We start from the raw sequence: 14,663 nt of genomic DNA on the forward strand, positions 1-14,663 counted from the left end.
CTCACCGGCACTGTCCGTTCAAATTCGCTATTGCGTTGGTACCTTTCGGTACGCTGTAGTCCACATTGCACTGTTCGCCCGGCCCATTGCCCCACTTCACGCTTAACGTTCCGCGCTCGCTTAACCCGGTCAGGTATGTCTGACCACCATCGCCGACGATAAAACCCTGAGCGTCTTTACTGCCTGATTCCGTTACCGCCGCGCCGAACGGCACCGGCCGCCCGTCCGCCTGCGTCAGCACCATCAGCACCCGGTAGCCCACGCTGGTTTGGAAGTTGGCCCGCACAATGGCGCCGCGCGTCGGGATAACCGTTTGTGAGTTGATGGTGACTTCGGCGTTATCACCCAGTGTTGCGGTATTGAGCGTGACGTCATTCTTGCGGTACGGGCTGGCGTAGGGCACCAGGGTGTAACCGCGGAAATCGGTCTTCACGCCGGTTTGGCCCTGTATCGCCACGCTTTTTGCGCCGGGAGCGGCAACAAGTACGGCTGTCTCGCCTGCCGGTTGACCAAGGGTGATACCGTTCCTGTGGGCCACGATGCTGCCCTGCAGGCCGTAGTTCAGGCGCTGACTGTATCTGTCATAGCTGTAGCCGCCGTTTACCTCGCCGTAACCGGCGCGCCAGTTGGCGTTAACGTTGCCGCTGTTGCCCTGGCCCTGCGAACCGTAACCCTGCATAACGTTCCAGTTCAGGTTGTTGTCTGCTAACGCCGTTCCGTTGATGCTGACGCTGTTACTGGTGTTGCCGTTCTTGCTGGTATTCACCCTGTAGCTGATGTAGGTCCGGCGGCTGCCAAACAGCTTGTCCAGCGGCATGCTGATGTTAAATGAGAACAACTGGTCGTTGTTGTACTGCCGCCCGCTGCCACCGCCGCTGCTGGTGGTGGCATAGGAGTTGCGGTTATAGGTGTAATTCAGGTTGTAGCTGATGCCGTTATACGAGTTGCTGTAGCTGGCTCCGTATGACGCCATGCGCTTGTTGTTGTTCCAGTAATCCTCGCGTACCGCGTTCAGTGACAGGCTGCCTGCGCCTTCCCATAGATTTTGGGAGAGGGTCATTTCCGCCCGGTTGCGGCGGCGCTCCTGCAATGGGTAGCTGCGTTCATCACGGTAGGTCTCCAGCACTTCCTGCATGCCCCAGTAGCCGTCGGTGGCGTAGCGGTAGCCGGCGATAGCAAAGTTGGTGCCGGTCTCGACGAAGTTCTTGCTGTAGCGCACCCGCCACGACTGCCCGTTCTCCCGTTGTTGATCTTTCTGGCGCGACCAGGCCTGGGTGACGTCCGCCGATATCGCACCAAACCTGCCCAGGTTCTTACCGGCGCCAAAGGCCGTCGCCTGGTATTTGCTGCTGGCCTGAAAGCCGCCGTAGAGCGTGAACCCGGCGGGAAGGCCATAAATTGCGGTACCCTGCGTGACCGGAGTTTCTTCTACGCTGTTGTCGTAGGCACGGTAAACGCCGCTGGTAAGGCTGTATTTGAAGCGCCCTTCGCGCTGCAACACCGGCAATGAGGCGTAGGGGATAACCAGCTGCTGTTCGCTGCCGTCGGATTCCTGAATCGTGACATGCAGGTCGCCGGAACCACCGGTAGGGTACATGTCGGTGATCTCAAAACTGCCCGGAGATACGTAAGTCTGGTAAATCACATAGCCGTTCTGGCGAATGACCACCTGGGCGCTGGTGCGGGCAATGCCGCGCACCACCGGCGCATAGCCGCGCAGGCTTTCCGGCAGCATCTCGTCATCCGAGGCCAGCTGGCCGCCGCGAAACGGAATGCTGTCAAACACGTCCGACAGCGTGGTGCTGTCGCCGAGCGTCAGCTGACTTTTCAGCACTTTGATATCGCGCTGAATATAGGTGTAGATGGTGTCCCACTTGTCGTGCGTTTCTCCCCCTGAACTGGAGCGGTTCCAGGTGGTGTAGTTGCGCAGCCGCCAGGGGCCGATGTTGATGCCGGGGCGCAGGTTCGCGTATTGGTTGTTGCTGTCCGCGCCATTACCTTTCTTCGCCCAGTTATTGGCGCCGCTTACGCTGTAGTTAAGGAGAACCGCCGTAATGCCATCGTCCCACTGCCGGGGATCAACCCAGCCACGTACCGCGTTGTTAACCGCCGACTGCGGAAAACTCAGCAGCAACTGCTGTTCACTGAAACGGAACGTCGCACTGGCCTGGGGAATGGCGGCCAGGTTGGCACAGGCGTCACCGGGCTTGCCCAGTGCAGGAAAGCGCGAGATCATCACGCCCCATCCGGCCAGATCGTCTACCGGCAGGCACGGTTGTAACGTCTGTTTACCGGCGCTGTCTGCCGCCATGCTGAATGTGACGCTGCGGGTTTCCATCCGGTCATTGTTGAGATAGACATCCACGTGGTAGATACCCGGCACCTGACCACCGGCTTCCCCGAAGACCGACAAATCGACCGGGACCTGCCCTGGCGTGCCCATCTCCAGCAGCGCAGGGTTGAAGTAGTCCCGCGCCTGCACGTTCATTATCATTCCGGCGGGTAAAGCTATCTGGGCAGCGATAAGGCAGGCTACCCGGGTTAAGCGCGGCCTGATGCGGCGGTTATTTTTATTGTCCATCTTCGTGCTCCGTTGCCAGCGGGAAGCGGTTTGCCTCCCGTGTTCCCTGACGGTCTGCACTCCTGACAGCCCGCCGACAATACTGCTTCTCAGCGTTTTATTGCTTATTTAGATACGTTTCGCTGACGCCGCCGTAGTCGGTAATGATCTTCCAGGTGACCGCCCCGGTGACACCTGACGGTACGGTAAACGAGGTTGACCCCATTGGGGCGACGAAGGTGGCATCGTTGAGTTGGTGCTTGCCTACGTTGATCTGATGAAAGTTCATGTAAAACGGCGTTGGGTTGTTAACCGTGAGACGGTTGCCAGTCTGCGACCAGGTGAGCTTATCGGCGACGTCAAGCGGCGTGCTCTTGAGCCCGGCGGGGCGGAAAATCAGTTTGATGCGGGTCTTGACCGCAATCTGCAGCGTGTTGACGTTCTCCCGTTTTTCACCGGAGGGAACGGATTTGATATTGATCCAGTAAAGCGATTCACGATCTTCCGGCAGGTTGCCGCCGGTGCGTATGACACGCAGCAGGTTCTTCTGCCCGGCTTCGAGGCGGAACAACGGCGGCGTGATGATAAAGGGCGCTTTCTCTGCGCCGCCGTTCTGGGTTTCTATCCAGGACTGGATCAGATAGGGGCCGGTATCCGAGTTGGTAACGCTCAGCGAGGCCTCTTTTTTGCCGCCGTCGTAAATCAGGCGGGTGCCGCCAACGGTAATTCCGCCAGCATCGGCCGCCTGCGCCAGCGGAACACACAGCGACAGTAACAATACTTTGAGCCAGATATTCATAACGTTCATCATGCTCCGCGAAAAAAACGGGCTGGCCGCAGCCGGCCCGTAAGTACTCCACCCGACACGGGCGAGTAGAGAAGGGTGACAATCTTTAGTTGTAGATAATGTTAAAGGTGGCCGTGGAGTTGGCCGGACCGGCTGTAATTGCAGCGTTGTTCGCCGTTGCGTAGTAACGCGCAACGAAGTCCAGGGTGTTATCGCCGGTTTTCAGTGCGTAGGCCGATGAAGGCTCAAACAGCGAAACGACGGCATTGGTGCTGTCGGAGAGCTGGATCCCCACGTTTTTAGCCACACCGGCTTCCTGCGTCAGGGCCAGCACTTTGTTGTCACCGTCCAGAGCCAACCCATCAAATTTCACCTGAGCGGTTTTTCCGTTCAGCGCAGCCGGGCAGCCGGTCAGTTTAATAGTGAATTGGGTGGGAGAAGCCGTATCGCCGGAGCTGGTGAATGAGCTGCGGGATACGGTTCCCAGAGTGACGGTGAGCGGGGTGCCGACCGGGTTAACAACGGTGCAGGCATCGTCGGTGATTGCGCCGACGAACTTGATTTCTCCATCATCCGCCATTGCGGCGGTAGAGCAAATGCCGGCGACCAGAGCAACAGCAATCAGATTCTTTTTCATATATATCTCTCCTTAAAAATGCGTCTGACGACGCATTTGATTCCATTGGCTTCAAGCTGTTTTTAGGCCGCAAGAGCCATACTTTTGGGGGGGGGGCAATTTGGCGGCAAAATGAACACATAACTGAACAAAATGTTCCAAATTGACCAGTTTGGTTGTTGGTCTCGTTTATATGCGGATTTTTTGTTTTTTTTGGTTTTTTAGGTTGGGTTTTTATTCATTGGCAGAATAAAAAAACAATTTATTCCACAACAAAATAGTAATAAGAAGTGTCTTATATGAGTTTAAAATTGAAATGAAATTGTTAATTTTCTTTCGTATAAGAAAATTCGGCTTATAATTTATTGATTGGTATAGGTAAATTCTTAGGAGGTGTATGAAAAGAGGGGTGCATTGACAGGCTGAATATTGATTATTAGTATCATGGTCAATTTGGAACAAAATGTCCATATAGTTACATTTCGTTACATATATTTTGTGGTCTTTCCTTGAATATTACCAGATGCGGGTAAAACGATGCGCATTCGTTGCGGTATAAAGCACCGTATGTTGGATGCTTCGATGCCCCAGATAGTCCTGGATTAGTCGTGTATCCACCCCCTTGTCTGCCAGGGCAAAGCCGCATGCGTGGCGTAACATATGCGGGTGCGCATCAACCTTAAGCTGAGCTTTCCGCCCATAATTACGCAGTAATTCATAAATTTGCTGGCGCGAGAGGCGGTTGCCTTTTTGGGATAAGAAAAGCCACTCTTTCCCTGCATGCTTATGCCGGGAGCGGGTTTTGAGCCAGGCATAAAGTGCATTACGCTCAAGGTCGTAAAGGGGATGAATGGTAGACAACCCATTTTTTAATCTCCTGATAAATATGCTGTTATTAGATAAATCAATATCTGCAAGCCGCCAGCTGTTAATTTCACTGACCCTGCAACCATGGATGAAACACATCCATATAAGACAGGTGTCTCGTTCTGGGTTATTCCCCTGACTTGCAGCCTCAATCAGCTTTTTTATTTCCGGTTCAGTAAGGTATTTCCTATTTTTCATGGTTTCCTCTTGTCAAGAAAATATGCATTGCACTGTATTTCAGGCATTCTATATCAGTAACTGAAGGCTACAAGGATGACTCGGTAAATTTTAAATGCACATTTTTTGTGTAATGATCTTTTTCAAAGAAGAGGCATTTGCCCTCTTTTTGTCACAAATTAATAATGTCTTTGTTTTATAAGGTGTTTCTCTTCGCTCAACGCCCATTGCAAAGTGGGGCGGCAACAGAAATTGGCTATACAAAGAGTCCTGCATCAATTTATGCCGGGCTCATTTTTTGGGTAATCGAAGACGGCGGGTTCTCCCGGGCATAAATTTTATTATCTAAGATAATACCCCCCACCTTGAAATACAGGGTTCTATATTATCACTGCTATGAGAGAGGCTAATATTCAGAGCCAGTATCAGCCCCTCTGAAAATAATTTCTGTTTACGTTGTTAGACTGCCTGCAAGTGCTATTCCGAATCAGTGGTTAAACAGATTTTTGGCGTGAGCGTTCTGTTTTCAGTGTGGCAACTCACCCTGAAATCTGCCCTGGTCAAAATGTTCCACTTTAAAGCCGGGTAGTCCATGCGTGGAACGCCACGCTTTTATTACTTCAACGACACCTTCCGGAGAGTCATCTTGCCCTGGTTTAGGGTAGTAGATTACATCCATGCCATCAGGGTGCTGTGAAAGTCTTTCAAATTCATGGACAGCGGCTGTATGCGCCTCCTCGCTTTCATAATCAGCATTGAAGATTTTCCTTAAGAACGCGATAAACTCTTGCTCGGTATAGTCAGAGATACAATTCTTATCGTTCATTTTGGGATTGCCCTAAATTGAGTGTCCAATGGATGAATTAATAATGGGGTTGCCCGCCGGAAACGCCGATACTTCTGTTACACGTAATTTGATGAGCGCCGGGCTCAGCATATTTGATTGTATGTTACCGGAATGACACAGAATTTCTAACTCTCCCCTTTAACAACAGACGCCCAGCCAATACCATCAACTGAAGCGTCTGTATGTAAGCTACAACTCTCACCTACCCATTAACACAAACACCCCCCATCCAAAATACTCCCGCGTGTAGGCAACATGCCGCTTAGGCGACACCGTCAACGTTTTCCTGACTTCCCCGGCAAACTCATCATCCGGATTTTCCTCCAGCCACCGGCGCATAGTCAGCCATTTAGCCGCCTCATACCTGTCCCAGCCTTCCTGGTCCGCCAAAACCATCTCCACCACGTCATAACCCAGGGTAGTGAAAGAATCGACCAACGCAGGAAGGGTAAGAAAGTCCGCGACAGAATCCACGCCACACGCTTTAGCGACATCGTCCGTTGGCGGCAACTGACGCCAATAAGGCTCGCCGATAAGCAGCATCCCTCCGGGCTTAAGGCTCTTGGTCAACAGCGCAATCGTCCCGGCAGCGCCTCCGCCGATCCAGGTGGCGCCAACACACGCCGCCACATCACATTTTTCTTCGGCTACGTAACCAGCAGCATCGTTATGAATAAACTCAACGCGGTCAGCAACGCCAAGCTCCTTGGCGCGCATCTTCGCCTGCGTACTGAACAACAGGCTCATATCTACGCCGGTGCCGGTAATGCCATGGTCGCGTGCCCAGGTGCAGAGCATCTCGCCCGAGCCGCTGCCGAGGTCGAGTATGTGCGTACCCGGCTTCATGCGTAACACGCTGCCGAGCGTCGCGTACTTCTCCGGCGTGAACGGGTTATGAATGCGGTGCGCGCTTTCGCTGATCGTAAAAATACGTGGGATATCCAATTCAGAATTCCTTTTTATTAGTGAGTGAGTCAGAGGGCCATCCCTCTGACTTCTTTTCCGCCGGGCATCAGCCGCGTTACACCGCGGCTGATGCCATTTCTTCAACGGTTATCCGGCTGAGACCGGACGTTATTCAGCCCGGTCGTGTTGATGCGATACGGTTGGCCGTTGACGGACTTAATCAGTTTTTTGGTTTGGAGTTTTTTGAAGACGGCGAGCGTGCAGTCGCTGAGCAGCAGCCCTTCGCGGCTGTAGCATTCAACGGAGGTGACGCGGCCAGAGGCGTCGCGGATGTGCGTAATGCGTCCACCTTTGGCGAGAACGTGTAAGGTACGTTGTTCCTGACGGGATAAATTCATACTGAAAACCTGTTAATCATCATGTGCAAAACGTGCAAACACACAGCGGTGTCCGCATTCGATTTCGGCGCATTGATAATCAGTCCGGCCTGAAAAGGTCGGGAATCTGATTATCTGATGATTACATTCTCCAGCATCAAAGCCTCGGTACGAGTTGAAAGGTATTTACGGAGAGAATGATAACACGTGTTTTTTATATGGGAATAGGCGGGGCGGAAAAATGTGATCGCGGAATGGCGCCCGGATAGCTTCATTTCTCACCGGGAGCGCGCCGGCATCAAGCGCCTTTTTTAACGCGGCAGGCACCACCGGTGGCGAAGGTGAGTTCAAAAGCAGGGCGCTGACAGCGCCACCTGCCTTTTTCTGTCGCGCCCCAATATGAAGTAAGGGATAATCCGTGGATTGCGAAACCCGCATCGGGCTATTTGTCGCTCTGAGGGAGAAGTGTGTGGCACGGAATATTTCATCAATGGTGTGGGTTGTTTTGGGCTGCGCGCTTTTAAGCGGATGTGTGTTTTACGATCACAACTTCCCGCCCCGTATTGAGGGCGTTGTCACGGAGCAGGGGCAAGCATTAGCCGGCGTGCAGGTTTCGCTGAAGCAATTCAACCAAATCGTTAAAACAACGCACAGCGATGAAAAGGGCTGCTTTTCATTTGAAACTCCGGGGGAATGGCGCGTCTTTATTCCCATTGGCCCGATAGATCGTGTTACGGAGTGGTCTATCGTTATCGGGCAACCCCCGCAGAGCATCGTGGGTTATCAATACCGCCGGTTTGGTGGCGTTTTATCGGGACACACCGGTGACGATCATATCGTTCTGGATTGCGATCTTTCTTTGGAGAACAAGGAAAAGGTGCGCTCTGAGTATGATTCTTTGTGCACAGAGAAAATGAGGCGTTTTCGCTACCGGCAATGATGCGGCTGCCGGGCAGGCACGCCATCGTCATGGCATATACACGGCGAATGGCATGAACCGGCCTTATTTACTGAAACAGCCGTTCCCCAGCTGATGGTAGCGACCGAGCGCGACGATATACTTTTTGTTGTTCCCGCCGGCGATGGCGTTCTGGTAAGACTCTCCGGGCAGCATATAGAACTGCGTCGAGCTTTCATCATCGCCGTGACAGCCTTTCTGAATAATGACCCGGAAAAAGGTATTTCCGGTATTCCGGATGGTTCCCGTGCGCTCATCAACCTCAAACTTCAACGTGGTTTTGCGCGGGCGTACCACCAGGATAGTGCTCATTGCCACAACGGGAAGGACATCCGAGTACTTATTCTGTGTTTTCAGCGGGAACATCCGTACCGGCGACTCCCTGAAAATCACGCGATAATAGCGTTCAACGCCGTCTTCCGGGCCGCGGTAGAACAGTTTAAAGTACTCTTGCCCGCCGGCCTGAACGGTAAATTTCAGCGGCGAGTAAACCACCTCCATCGGGCCGCCGATAATACGGTTTTCTCCGCCTGCTCCCGGTTTGTCGATTTTATACGCCGATATCGTATACAGGTTGGTTCGGGGAGTATCGTTGACCATCGGGCGGGAGATAAAACGTTGATCCGGCCCCATGTCATAAATCAGGGCGTTAAAATAGGCCGCGCCGGCGGAAGGGCCAAACATCGCCGCCGCCAGGCCGAGCGCCAGGTTGATCCTGCGTAACGTCGCCATACGTTTCTCCCTCATTGGTTTACTTCACGCCCACCCAGGTTGCCGTGACCCTGACTTCCCCGCTGGCATTCACCGTCCCCATCCAGTCATGCCCTGTGGTGGTGAACAATGAGCGTGAGTCATTCATCGGAAACAGCAGGTTGAGCGTCGTGGTGAAAAAGAACCCGTCGTCGACAGCGGCGTTCCAGGTGGTCTGTACCCAGTTGGCGGATGTCATGTTGATCGGCGCTTCCGAACAACTGTTGCGCTCCGTGACGGTGGCGCCGGATTGCGCGGTATAGGACAGATACGCCGGTATGGGAACGCTCAGGCCGCCGTCCGCTGAGGTGAATAGGCAGTATGGCACATTGCCGATCGTCGTGGCGTCCCCGACGACCTGCGCCATGATACTGTCCGCCTGCCGTGAGGCGGAGGTGGTGACCCGGTATTCGAACGTAATCGGCTCTTCGTTGCCGATCATACCGGACTGCTTCGGATGTGAATTCCCGTCCGTTGACTGAATGCTGATCCCGTACTCTTTGGGAATGATGTTAAGCATGCTTGACGCGGTGAACTGGTAATAGCCGGACTGCGGCGTATTCGTGTTATCGAAGTAGAACGTGAACAGGGAATCCTTATTGGTTAAGTCCGTACCGGCATTCAGCGTTTTAAGGAAGAAGTCGTTAGACAGGAAAACGTACACGTAATTTCCGCTGGTGGAAAACACCTTGTCGTAGGTTGTGTCGGTAGAGTAACGGGTCCAGTCCACGCCGTTTCCGCTGTACATGACTTCTCTGGCCGCGGGTTTAAAGCCCAGCGCATCGGTGTCGAGCACCATTTCGAATTTCAGGGAGGAGGTGACGCGTTCCGTTTCCTGTAAGGTGTAGGAAACCATTTTACAGACGATGCCGGTCGTGCTGTTGACCACGGCAATCTCGCACAGATCGCCGCCATTGCTGATGCTGGGCGTGCCGTCGCTGGCGACCCAGATTTCGGCCATCGACCCGGTGCTTTTCAGTGAGAGGTGACCGACTTTGGTCAGGTTAATCGTGTAATAGCGCCAGTTGGCGCCGGATTCCAGATCCTTACAGCGTGTGCTTGGCGAATAGTTATAGTCGGTGGTGGTGTAGCACAGGTTTAACTCCAGCGAATCAACGCTGCCCACTGGCCGGTTACGGAAATATTCAAAGGCCGACGGGGTTAATGAGCCTAATCCGTCGTTGCCGTTTGCCGTGCTGCCGCCGGACATCGTGTGGTAGATGCCTTCGCGATCGGTATACTCCGCGGGGATGAAACCGGTTGGCGGGCAGGTACTGCCGGAGATCATGCAGCGGATACCGGCAAAGGGCTCAGTGATCGGCGAGTTGGTCAGCCACAGGTCAAAGTAACGGTTGCTGTAACTCCAACTGGAGTAACCGAGATAGCCCAGGCTGCGCTGATTGGTGGAATAACGCGTCCAGACGTTCGAGCCGGAAAAGCGCGGATTAAGTGAACCGGGCGTAATAAAGTATTCATTATCCACGTTGTTCTCAATGAACAGATACGTGTTCGAACCCGAACCGCTGTTCGTCGGATTCACGGCCTGCGCCGGATCGACGACAAGCCATCCGCCGAGCGCCAAAAACGCGGCGCGCCAGTTAATAGACATCTTTGTTCCTCCCTCCCGTGCGGGACGCGATCTGTTTTTGTACGTCGCACTGAATATCGCCAATCCACACCGCGCCGCGGGCGTTGCGCAGGTCCAGATCGGCCTCGCACACGCCGCCGTTGGTATCTACCAGCGTGATGACCGGATAACGTTTGTCGACGTCCATGGCGAATTCGCCATACTCGTCGGTCCTGGCCTTACCGATATGGTTATGAATGTCCGTATTGGCATAAATACTGCCGTTGGTTCTTTTCGCCCGCCCGAATACCGTTACCAGTTGTTTAATTTCGGGGGTGATCACGCCGACGTTGCCCGGATACAGCACCACCTGGCTGCGGCGTCCGCTGACGATATCCACGCTGTCTTCCGCGTTCTTGTCATTCATCAGCTCAACCTTATATTCGGCATAAGGCGGCAGGCTGATGTAATTGCGTTTTCCGGTCAGCGGGTAGTTGCGGCCGTTAATCTGCGCCACCATTCTCCCTTGTTCGCTGAAGTTAGTGTGCACGACCAGACCGGCGCTTTGGTTGCCTTTGCCGGCGGCAAAGCTATCTTTGGTCCAGGCGACGCTGCCCTGTGAACTGAAGCTGACGTTTGAGTTATGATCGGAGGTTTGGGTGACGGAAACCGTGCCTGCGTTATATTTGGTGTCATAAGAAACGTAGCCGTTCGCCGCATAGTTATCAGCGCGGTAACTGCTGTCATTCTTACTCTTGATACGCTTGGAGATCGCCGCGCCTACCTGGGTGATCACGCTGTCGTCAAAGCTTTTGCGCAGCGTGGCGTTGGCCAGCATATTGCCGTTTTCATTGGAGACGCCGGCGCTGAACCAGGTGGCAAGCGGCAGCGAAACGTCGATATTGACGTATTTATCGTTGACGCCGCTGCGATCGTCGTAATAGTAGCGCTGAACCCCGGTGCGCAGGGAAACGGTGGCGTAGCGGTTGGAAAACAGCGACTGACTGTAATCGACGGTGGTGTATTTATTGCCAAAATATTTGTTTTCCGTTCTGCTGACGGAGAGTGACCCCAGATACGGCGTAAACGTCTTCAGGTTGGTGGTTGCGCCTATGGAAAAATAGTCGCCTTTGCGCATCGGCAGGTTATTGCCGATATGGCTGTATTCGCGCGATCCCCAAAAAGAGCCGTAACCGCCCGGTACCGTCACGTTAAGCGTTGAAATGCTCTGCCAGCTTTGGTCTGTAGCCAGCAGCATTTGCTGGTTAGCCGTCACCAGGTCATTGAAGGCGACGTTAACCTCCGTCTCGTTGACGCCGTTTTTGTCGAATCCGTACAGCGTGGATTTCAGGCTTACGCCGGATAACCAGGGCTGACGTGTTGACATCGCCACGCCGGAAATCCAGGTTTCTTTCTTCCCGTGATTGATGTTGTTGTGGTCGCGGTAGTCCATTTTGTTGTATTCCAGCATGCCGCCAAACATCTGCCAGGAGAAATCGCCGGTGACGCTGGATTTGCGCGCGAACGTTTTATTGACCTGCGCCGTGCGTGAACTCACAACCTTGCCATTGACCACCACCTGAACATCGACGGCATACACGCCGAACGGTAAGCGGGAAGTATCGATCTCATAGCTCCCCATCGAAAAGTTCTGAATGCTGAGCAGCTTGCCGTCGCGGTAAACATAAACTTCGCCGGCGGCGGGCAGGAACACGGTAATCGGTACCAGGGAAAGACGGGTGTCTTCTATCTGGGTACTGCTTTTGTTGCCGTAGGTCATGCCATAAATACGGCTGGAATTAAGCGCGCTCATGCTGGCGATGGATTGCAGGTTCCAGGTGTCGACCATACCGGCCGCGGCGCGGTATCCCTGAAAGTCACGCTCATACATCGCCCGGTACAGCTCGCCGTTACGGTCGGAGGTGCCAATGCCGTACACGGAGCCGTTCAGGTTGAGGTGATGCTCCTTCCATGCGGTGGTGTTGTCCAGCGTGATATAGCTGCTGGCGTTGTTCGCGCCGCTGAATTTGTTGTAATAGCTGCCGACCGTATAATTCAATACGTTAGAGACGTTTTCAGCCGAAGAGTTACCCAGCATATTGGTGCGGGGAATGATCGCCGCGGCCATCGCCTCACGGCTGACGGTCAGTTCCAGGTAGAAGGAGCGGGTATCCAGCGAAATAGAGGCATTGTTGCCTAAACGAATCTGCGTTCCGGTACCGAAGCTTTTCTCTTTCAGCCCGGCCAGCAGCGTTTTCAATTGCGCAGACAGTTCGGTTCTGTCCGGCAATTCATCCAGCGTTATCTGATTGATCTGAAAGGCGCCGTCTTTGATGGCGAGAACGGCGTCCGCAATTTTCTGCTGACTGCGGTTCAGCGCCTGATCGCCGTCATAACGGATAAATACGGGGACATTCATGCCCTGCTGGAGCGCATTTGCAAAAACGGCGGGGATAACATAATTGTTTACCTGAACGGGCATATTGCCTGCCGGGAGTACATCACCGGCGCCAAGCAACAGGCCGAATAAAATCGTCCCTTTTACGTACTCCAACTTATCCATAAGTTTTTCTCTAATTTACATTAATGTATTTCTTGTCGTGCCATATCCCGATGCGCGTTTTGCTATTAGAGAGGTCCGTATGCTTTATTTTCACGTCGATGCCCGGCATTAAGTAATATCTCTCCCGGCACCCTTGTCCTGTGTCTTTCGTTTTATCGCGGCAAGGGCCATAAGAAATCACCCTGAAGCTGGCATTTCCTGTGTTCGTCACGGTTCCGTTCTGGTATTTGAACTCAAAGCGTTCCTTGCGCGGCGCAACGACCAGGATGGTGCTGATAATGGCGGAGGTGGTCGCTTGTCCGAGGCGCGCGTTCTTGTTCGCGTCATATTCCATTACCGGCTCGTCGGTCCAGGAGAGGCGGTAATAGCGCTCTTTGTCGTCTTCCGGACCTCTATAGAAAAAGCGGACATTTTCTTTCGCACTTCCCGGCAGAATCAGGCTGGCCGGCGTGGAAAGCAGTTCAGACTTGCTTTCCATCGGAATCACCACGCCTCCCGCCATCGGCGATGAGATCCGCTCAACGCTGATGCTGACATAACGTGCCATGTCCGTCGTATTACTGATTTCTTTCGCCAGGTTGCTGCTGCCCGGAGACATCATTGAGGTGACATCACCCACATTAATTGCCTGCGCGGAAAAAGGGGCCAGCAGGGGAATTAATACGGTAAGAAGGGATTTAATTTTCATGATGTGTCCTTAAAAGGAGGTCATGAGACCTCCTTTTTTACTGAAGAATGGTCTGTCCTGAGAAAATCAAACGGTCCAAACGGCAGTAAACTGAACTTTCACGTCACCGCTCCAGTAACCATCCGTCAGATCTTTGAACTCTGAGGGCGTCGTGCCGTCAGCGGTTGCGGAGTCAATGGAGAAGGTGAAGTTACCCTGGGCGCTGCTACGTTCGGTACCTGCGTAAGCGGAGCTGACAGCCAGAGCATCCAGACCGGCGGAGATGTTGTTCTGTACGTCAATCATGGTAGTCGGCGTACTTTTGCTCAGTGCAGAACCGTTCCAGGCAACGCCTACGTCCAGTGTTGAGGCGTCGTTGCTGCGGGTCAGCGTGTTGCTGACGAGCTGGGAGGTCAGTACGAAGTCAGTTGCGCCGGACTGGCCCTGAATGGTGACGTCAAAAGCACCAACCTGGGTGTTAAAGGCTTCGATGCCCTCAGCATATTGGAACGTCAGGGATTTCAGCGGAGTAACAACCAGCGCGCTTTTGGTGTCTTTGGTTGCCGTTGCATCCCAGGTTGCTGTTGCAGATGCGGTAATATCATCAGCCAGAGCGTTGGAACATACAAATGCAGCGGCGCAAACAGCCAATACTAACTTTTTCATCTTATATCCTTAAAAATTGAAATTAACTATCCTTAATAAACAACGTGCTTTTTACAGCGGTACTATAAGTGTATGTGGGCACCTCCACCTTGGCGTTATGTTGTTTTTAAACAATAGGCAAAGAATAAGCTTTACCTATATGAATAACCTGCTCTTTTATAGCGATTTTTCTTTATTGGAATAAGTGCGTGGCTTATTTTTCAAAATGAAATTACTTTCCCTTGTTTCAGGAAGGGAACGTTATTTCGGATATATGCGTTTTGCTTAACCTATGTGGGCGAACCGGGTTTTACTCAGCGAACGAAGCCCAGGCTGGTTATATATGCAGGATTAATCTGTTTTAGCTTGATTGGTG

13 protein-coding genes are annotated in these 14,663 nt (G+C 53.0%); 1 reads left to right on the forward strand and 12 read right to left on the reverse strand.

Annotation, left to right across the window (positions count from 1 at the left end):
- Position 1: 1 nt before the first annotated feature.
- The 7 genes from C8D90_RS18185 to C8D90_RS18220 all read right to left on the reverse strand — a co-directional run bounded on the left by C8D90_RS18185 (position 2) and on the right by C8D90_RS18220 (position 7,158).
- Positions 2-2,581 (reverse strand): fimbria/pilus outer membrane usher protein, encoded by a 2,580-nt coding sequence (locus C8D90_RS18185; RefSeq protein WP_115459888.1) that lies wholly within the window; start codon positions 2,579-2,581, stop codon positions 2-4.
- A 97-nt stretch (positions 2,582-2,678) separates the two neighbouring features.
- The gene (locus C8D90_RS18190; RefSeq protein ID WP_115459968.1) at positions 2,679-3,359 is read right to left on the reverse strand and encodes a fimbrial biogenesis chaperone; all 681 of its coding nucleotides are present in this window, start codon (positions 3,357-3,359) and stop codon (positions 2,679-2,681) included.
- Positions 3,360-3,453: 94 nt separating this feature from the next.
- Positions 3,454-3,984: a fimbrial protein gene (locus C8D90_RS18195; RefSeq protein WP_115459889.1), complete on the reverse strand. Its 531-nt coding sequence runs from the start codon at positions 3,982-3,984 to the stop codon at positions 3,454-3,456.
- Between the two features lie 495 nt (positions 3,985-4,479).
- The gene (locus C8D90_RS18205) at positions 4,480-5,028 is read right to left on the reverse strand and encodes a tyrosine-type DNA invertase (protein ID WP_115459891.1); all 549 of its coding nucleotides are present in this window, start codon (positions 5,026-5,028) and stop codon (positions 4,480-4,482) included.
- Between the two features lie 505 nt (positions 5,029-5,533).
- Positions 5,534-5,833, reverse strand: a complete 300-nt coding sequence (locus tag C8D90_RS18210; RefSeq protein ID WP_115459892.1) for a bacteriocin immunity protein — start codon at positions 5,831-5,833, stop codon at positions 5,534-5,536.
- Positions 5,834-6,052: 219 nt separating this feature from the next.
- The gene (locus C8D90_RS18215) at positions 6,053-6,799 is read right to left on the reverse strand and encodes an SAM-dependent methyltransferase (protein ID WP_115459893.1); all 747 of its coding nucleotides are present in this window, start codon (positions 6,797-6,799) and stop codon (positions 6,053-6,055) included.
- A gap of 101 nt (positions 6,800-6,900) precedes the next feature.
- The gene (locus tag C8D90_RS18220; protein ID WP_115459894.1) at positions 6,901-7,158 is read right to left on the reverse strand and encodes a YjhX family toxin; all 258 of its coding nucleotides are present in this window, start codon (positions 7,156-7,158) and stop codon (positions 6,901-6,903) included.
- A gap of 448 nt (positions 7,159-7,606) precedes the next feature.
- On the opposite strand from C8D90_RS18220, the gene C8D90_RS18230 reads away from it, so the two are divergent.
- Positions 7,607-8,077 (forward strand): DUF6795 domain-containing protein, encoded by a 471-nt coding sequence (locus C8D90_RS18230; protein ID WP_230473051.1) that lies wholly within the window; start codon positions 7,607-7,609, stop codon positions 8,075-8,077.
- Between the two features lie 63 nt (positions 8,078-8,140).
- Here the strand turns inward: C8D90_RS18230 and C8D90_RS18235 are convergent, their stop codons facing one another.
- The 5 genes from C8D90_RS18235 to ecpA form a co-directional block, all read right to left on the reverse strand.
- On the reverse strand, positions 8,141-8,827 hold the full coding sequence (locus C8D90_RS18235; RefSeq protein WP_115459896.1) for a fimbrial biogenesis chaperone: 687 nt from the start codon (positions 8,825-8,827) through the stop codon (positions 8,141-8,143).
- 19 nt (positions 8,828-8,846) lie between these two features.
- Complete coding sequence (locus C8D90_RS18240; protein ID WP_115459897.1) at positions 8,847-10,454, reverse strand: fimbrial protein; 1,608 nt, start codon at positions 10,452-10,454, stop codon at positions 8,847-8,849.
- Positions 10,444-12,975 (reverse strand): TcfC E-set like domain-containing protein, encoded by a 2,532-nt coding sequence (locus C8D90_RS18245; RefSeq protein ID WP_115459898.1) that lies wholly within the window; start codon positions 12,973-12,975, stop codon positions 10,444-10,446. Before C8D90_RS18245 ends, C8D90_RS18240 begins: the two co-directional genes overlap by 11 nt.
- A 10-nt stretch (positions 12,976-12,985) precedes the next feature.
- Positions 12,986-13,663 carry an EcpB family pilus assembly chaperone gene (locus C8D90_RS18250; protein ID WP_115459899.1) on the reverse strand — a complete coding sequence of 226 codons (678 nt, stop codon included), beginning with the start codon at positions 13,661-13,663 and terminating at the stop codon, positions 12,986-12,988.
- Positions 13,664-13,729: 66 nt separating this feature from the next.
- Positions 13,730-14,308 (reverse strand): common pilus major fimbrillin subunit EcpA, encoded by a 579-nt coding sequence (gene ecpA / locus C8D90_RS18255; RefSeq protein WP_115459900.1) that lies wholly within the window; start codon positions 14,306-14,308, stop codon positions 13,730-13,732.
- Positions 14,309-14,663 lie beyond the last annotated feature (355 nt).

The organism is Enterobacillus tribolii, assembly GCF_003363015.1.
Lineage (GTDB): Bacteria > Pseudomonadota > Gammaproteobacteria > Enterobacterales > Enterobacteriaceae > Enterobacillus > Enterobacillus tribolii.

Coding starts and splice junctions, on each gene's coding strand:
- C8D90_RS18240 (WP_115459897.1), bottom strand. CDS start 10,454: ATGTCTATTAACTGGCGCGCCGCGTTTTTGGCGCTCGGCGGATGGCTT.
- ecpA (WP_115459900.1), bottom strand. CDS start 14,308: ATGAAAAAGTTAGTATTGGCTGTTTGCGCCGCTGCATTTGTATGTTCC.
- C8D90_RS18185 (WP_115459888.1), bottom strand. CDS start 2,581: ATGGACAATAAAAATAACCGCCGCATCAGGCCGCGCTTAACCCGGGTA.
- C8D90_RS18245 (WP_115459898.1), bottom strand. CDS start 12,975: ATGGATAAGTTGGAGTACGTAAAAGGGACGATTTTATTCGGCCTGTTG.
- C8D90_RS18250 (WP_115459899.1), bottom strand. CDS start 13,663: ATGAAAATTAAATCCCTTCTTACCGTATTAATTCCCCTGCTGGCCCCT.
- C8D90_RS18205 (WP_115459891.1), bottom strand. CDS start 5,028: ATGAAAAATAGGAAATACCTTACTGAACCGGAAATAAAAAAGCTGATT.
- C8D90_RS18220 (WP_115459894.1), bottom strand. CDS start 7,158: ATGAATTTATCCCGTCAGGAACAACGTACCTTACACGTTCTCGCCAAA.
- C8D90_RS18210 (WP_115459892.1), bottom strand. CDS start 5,833: ATGAACGATAAGAATTGTATCTCTGACTATACCGAGCAAGAGTTTATC.
- C8D90_RS18190 (WP_115459968.1), bottom strand. CDS start 3,359: ATGAATATCTGGCTCAAAGTATTGTTACTGTCGCTGTGTGTTCCGCTG.
- C8D90_RS18235 (WP_115459896.1), bottom strand. CDS start 8,827: ATGGCGACGTTACGCAGGATCAACCTGGCGCTCGGCCTGGCGGCGGCG.
- C8D90_RS18195 (WP_115459889.1), bottom strand. CDS start 3,984: ATGAAAAAGAATCTGATTGCTGTTGCTCTGGTCGCCGGCATTTGCTCT.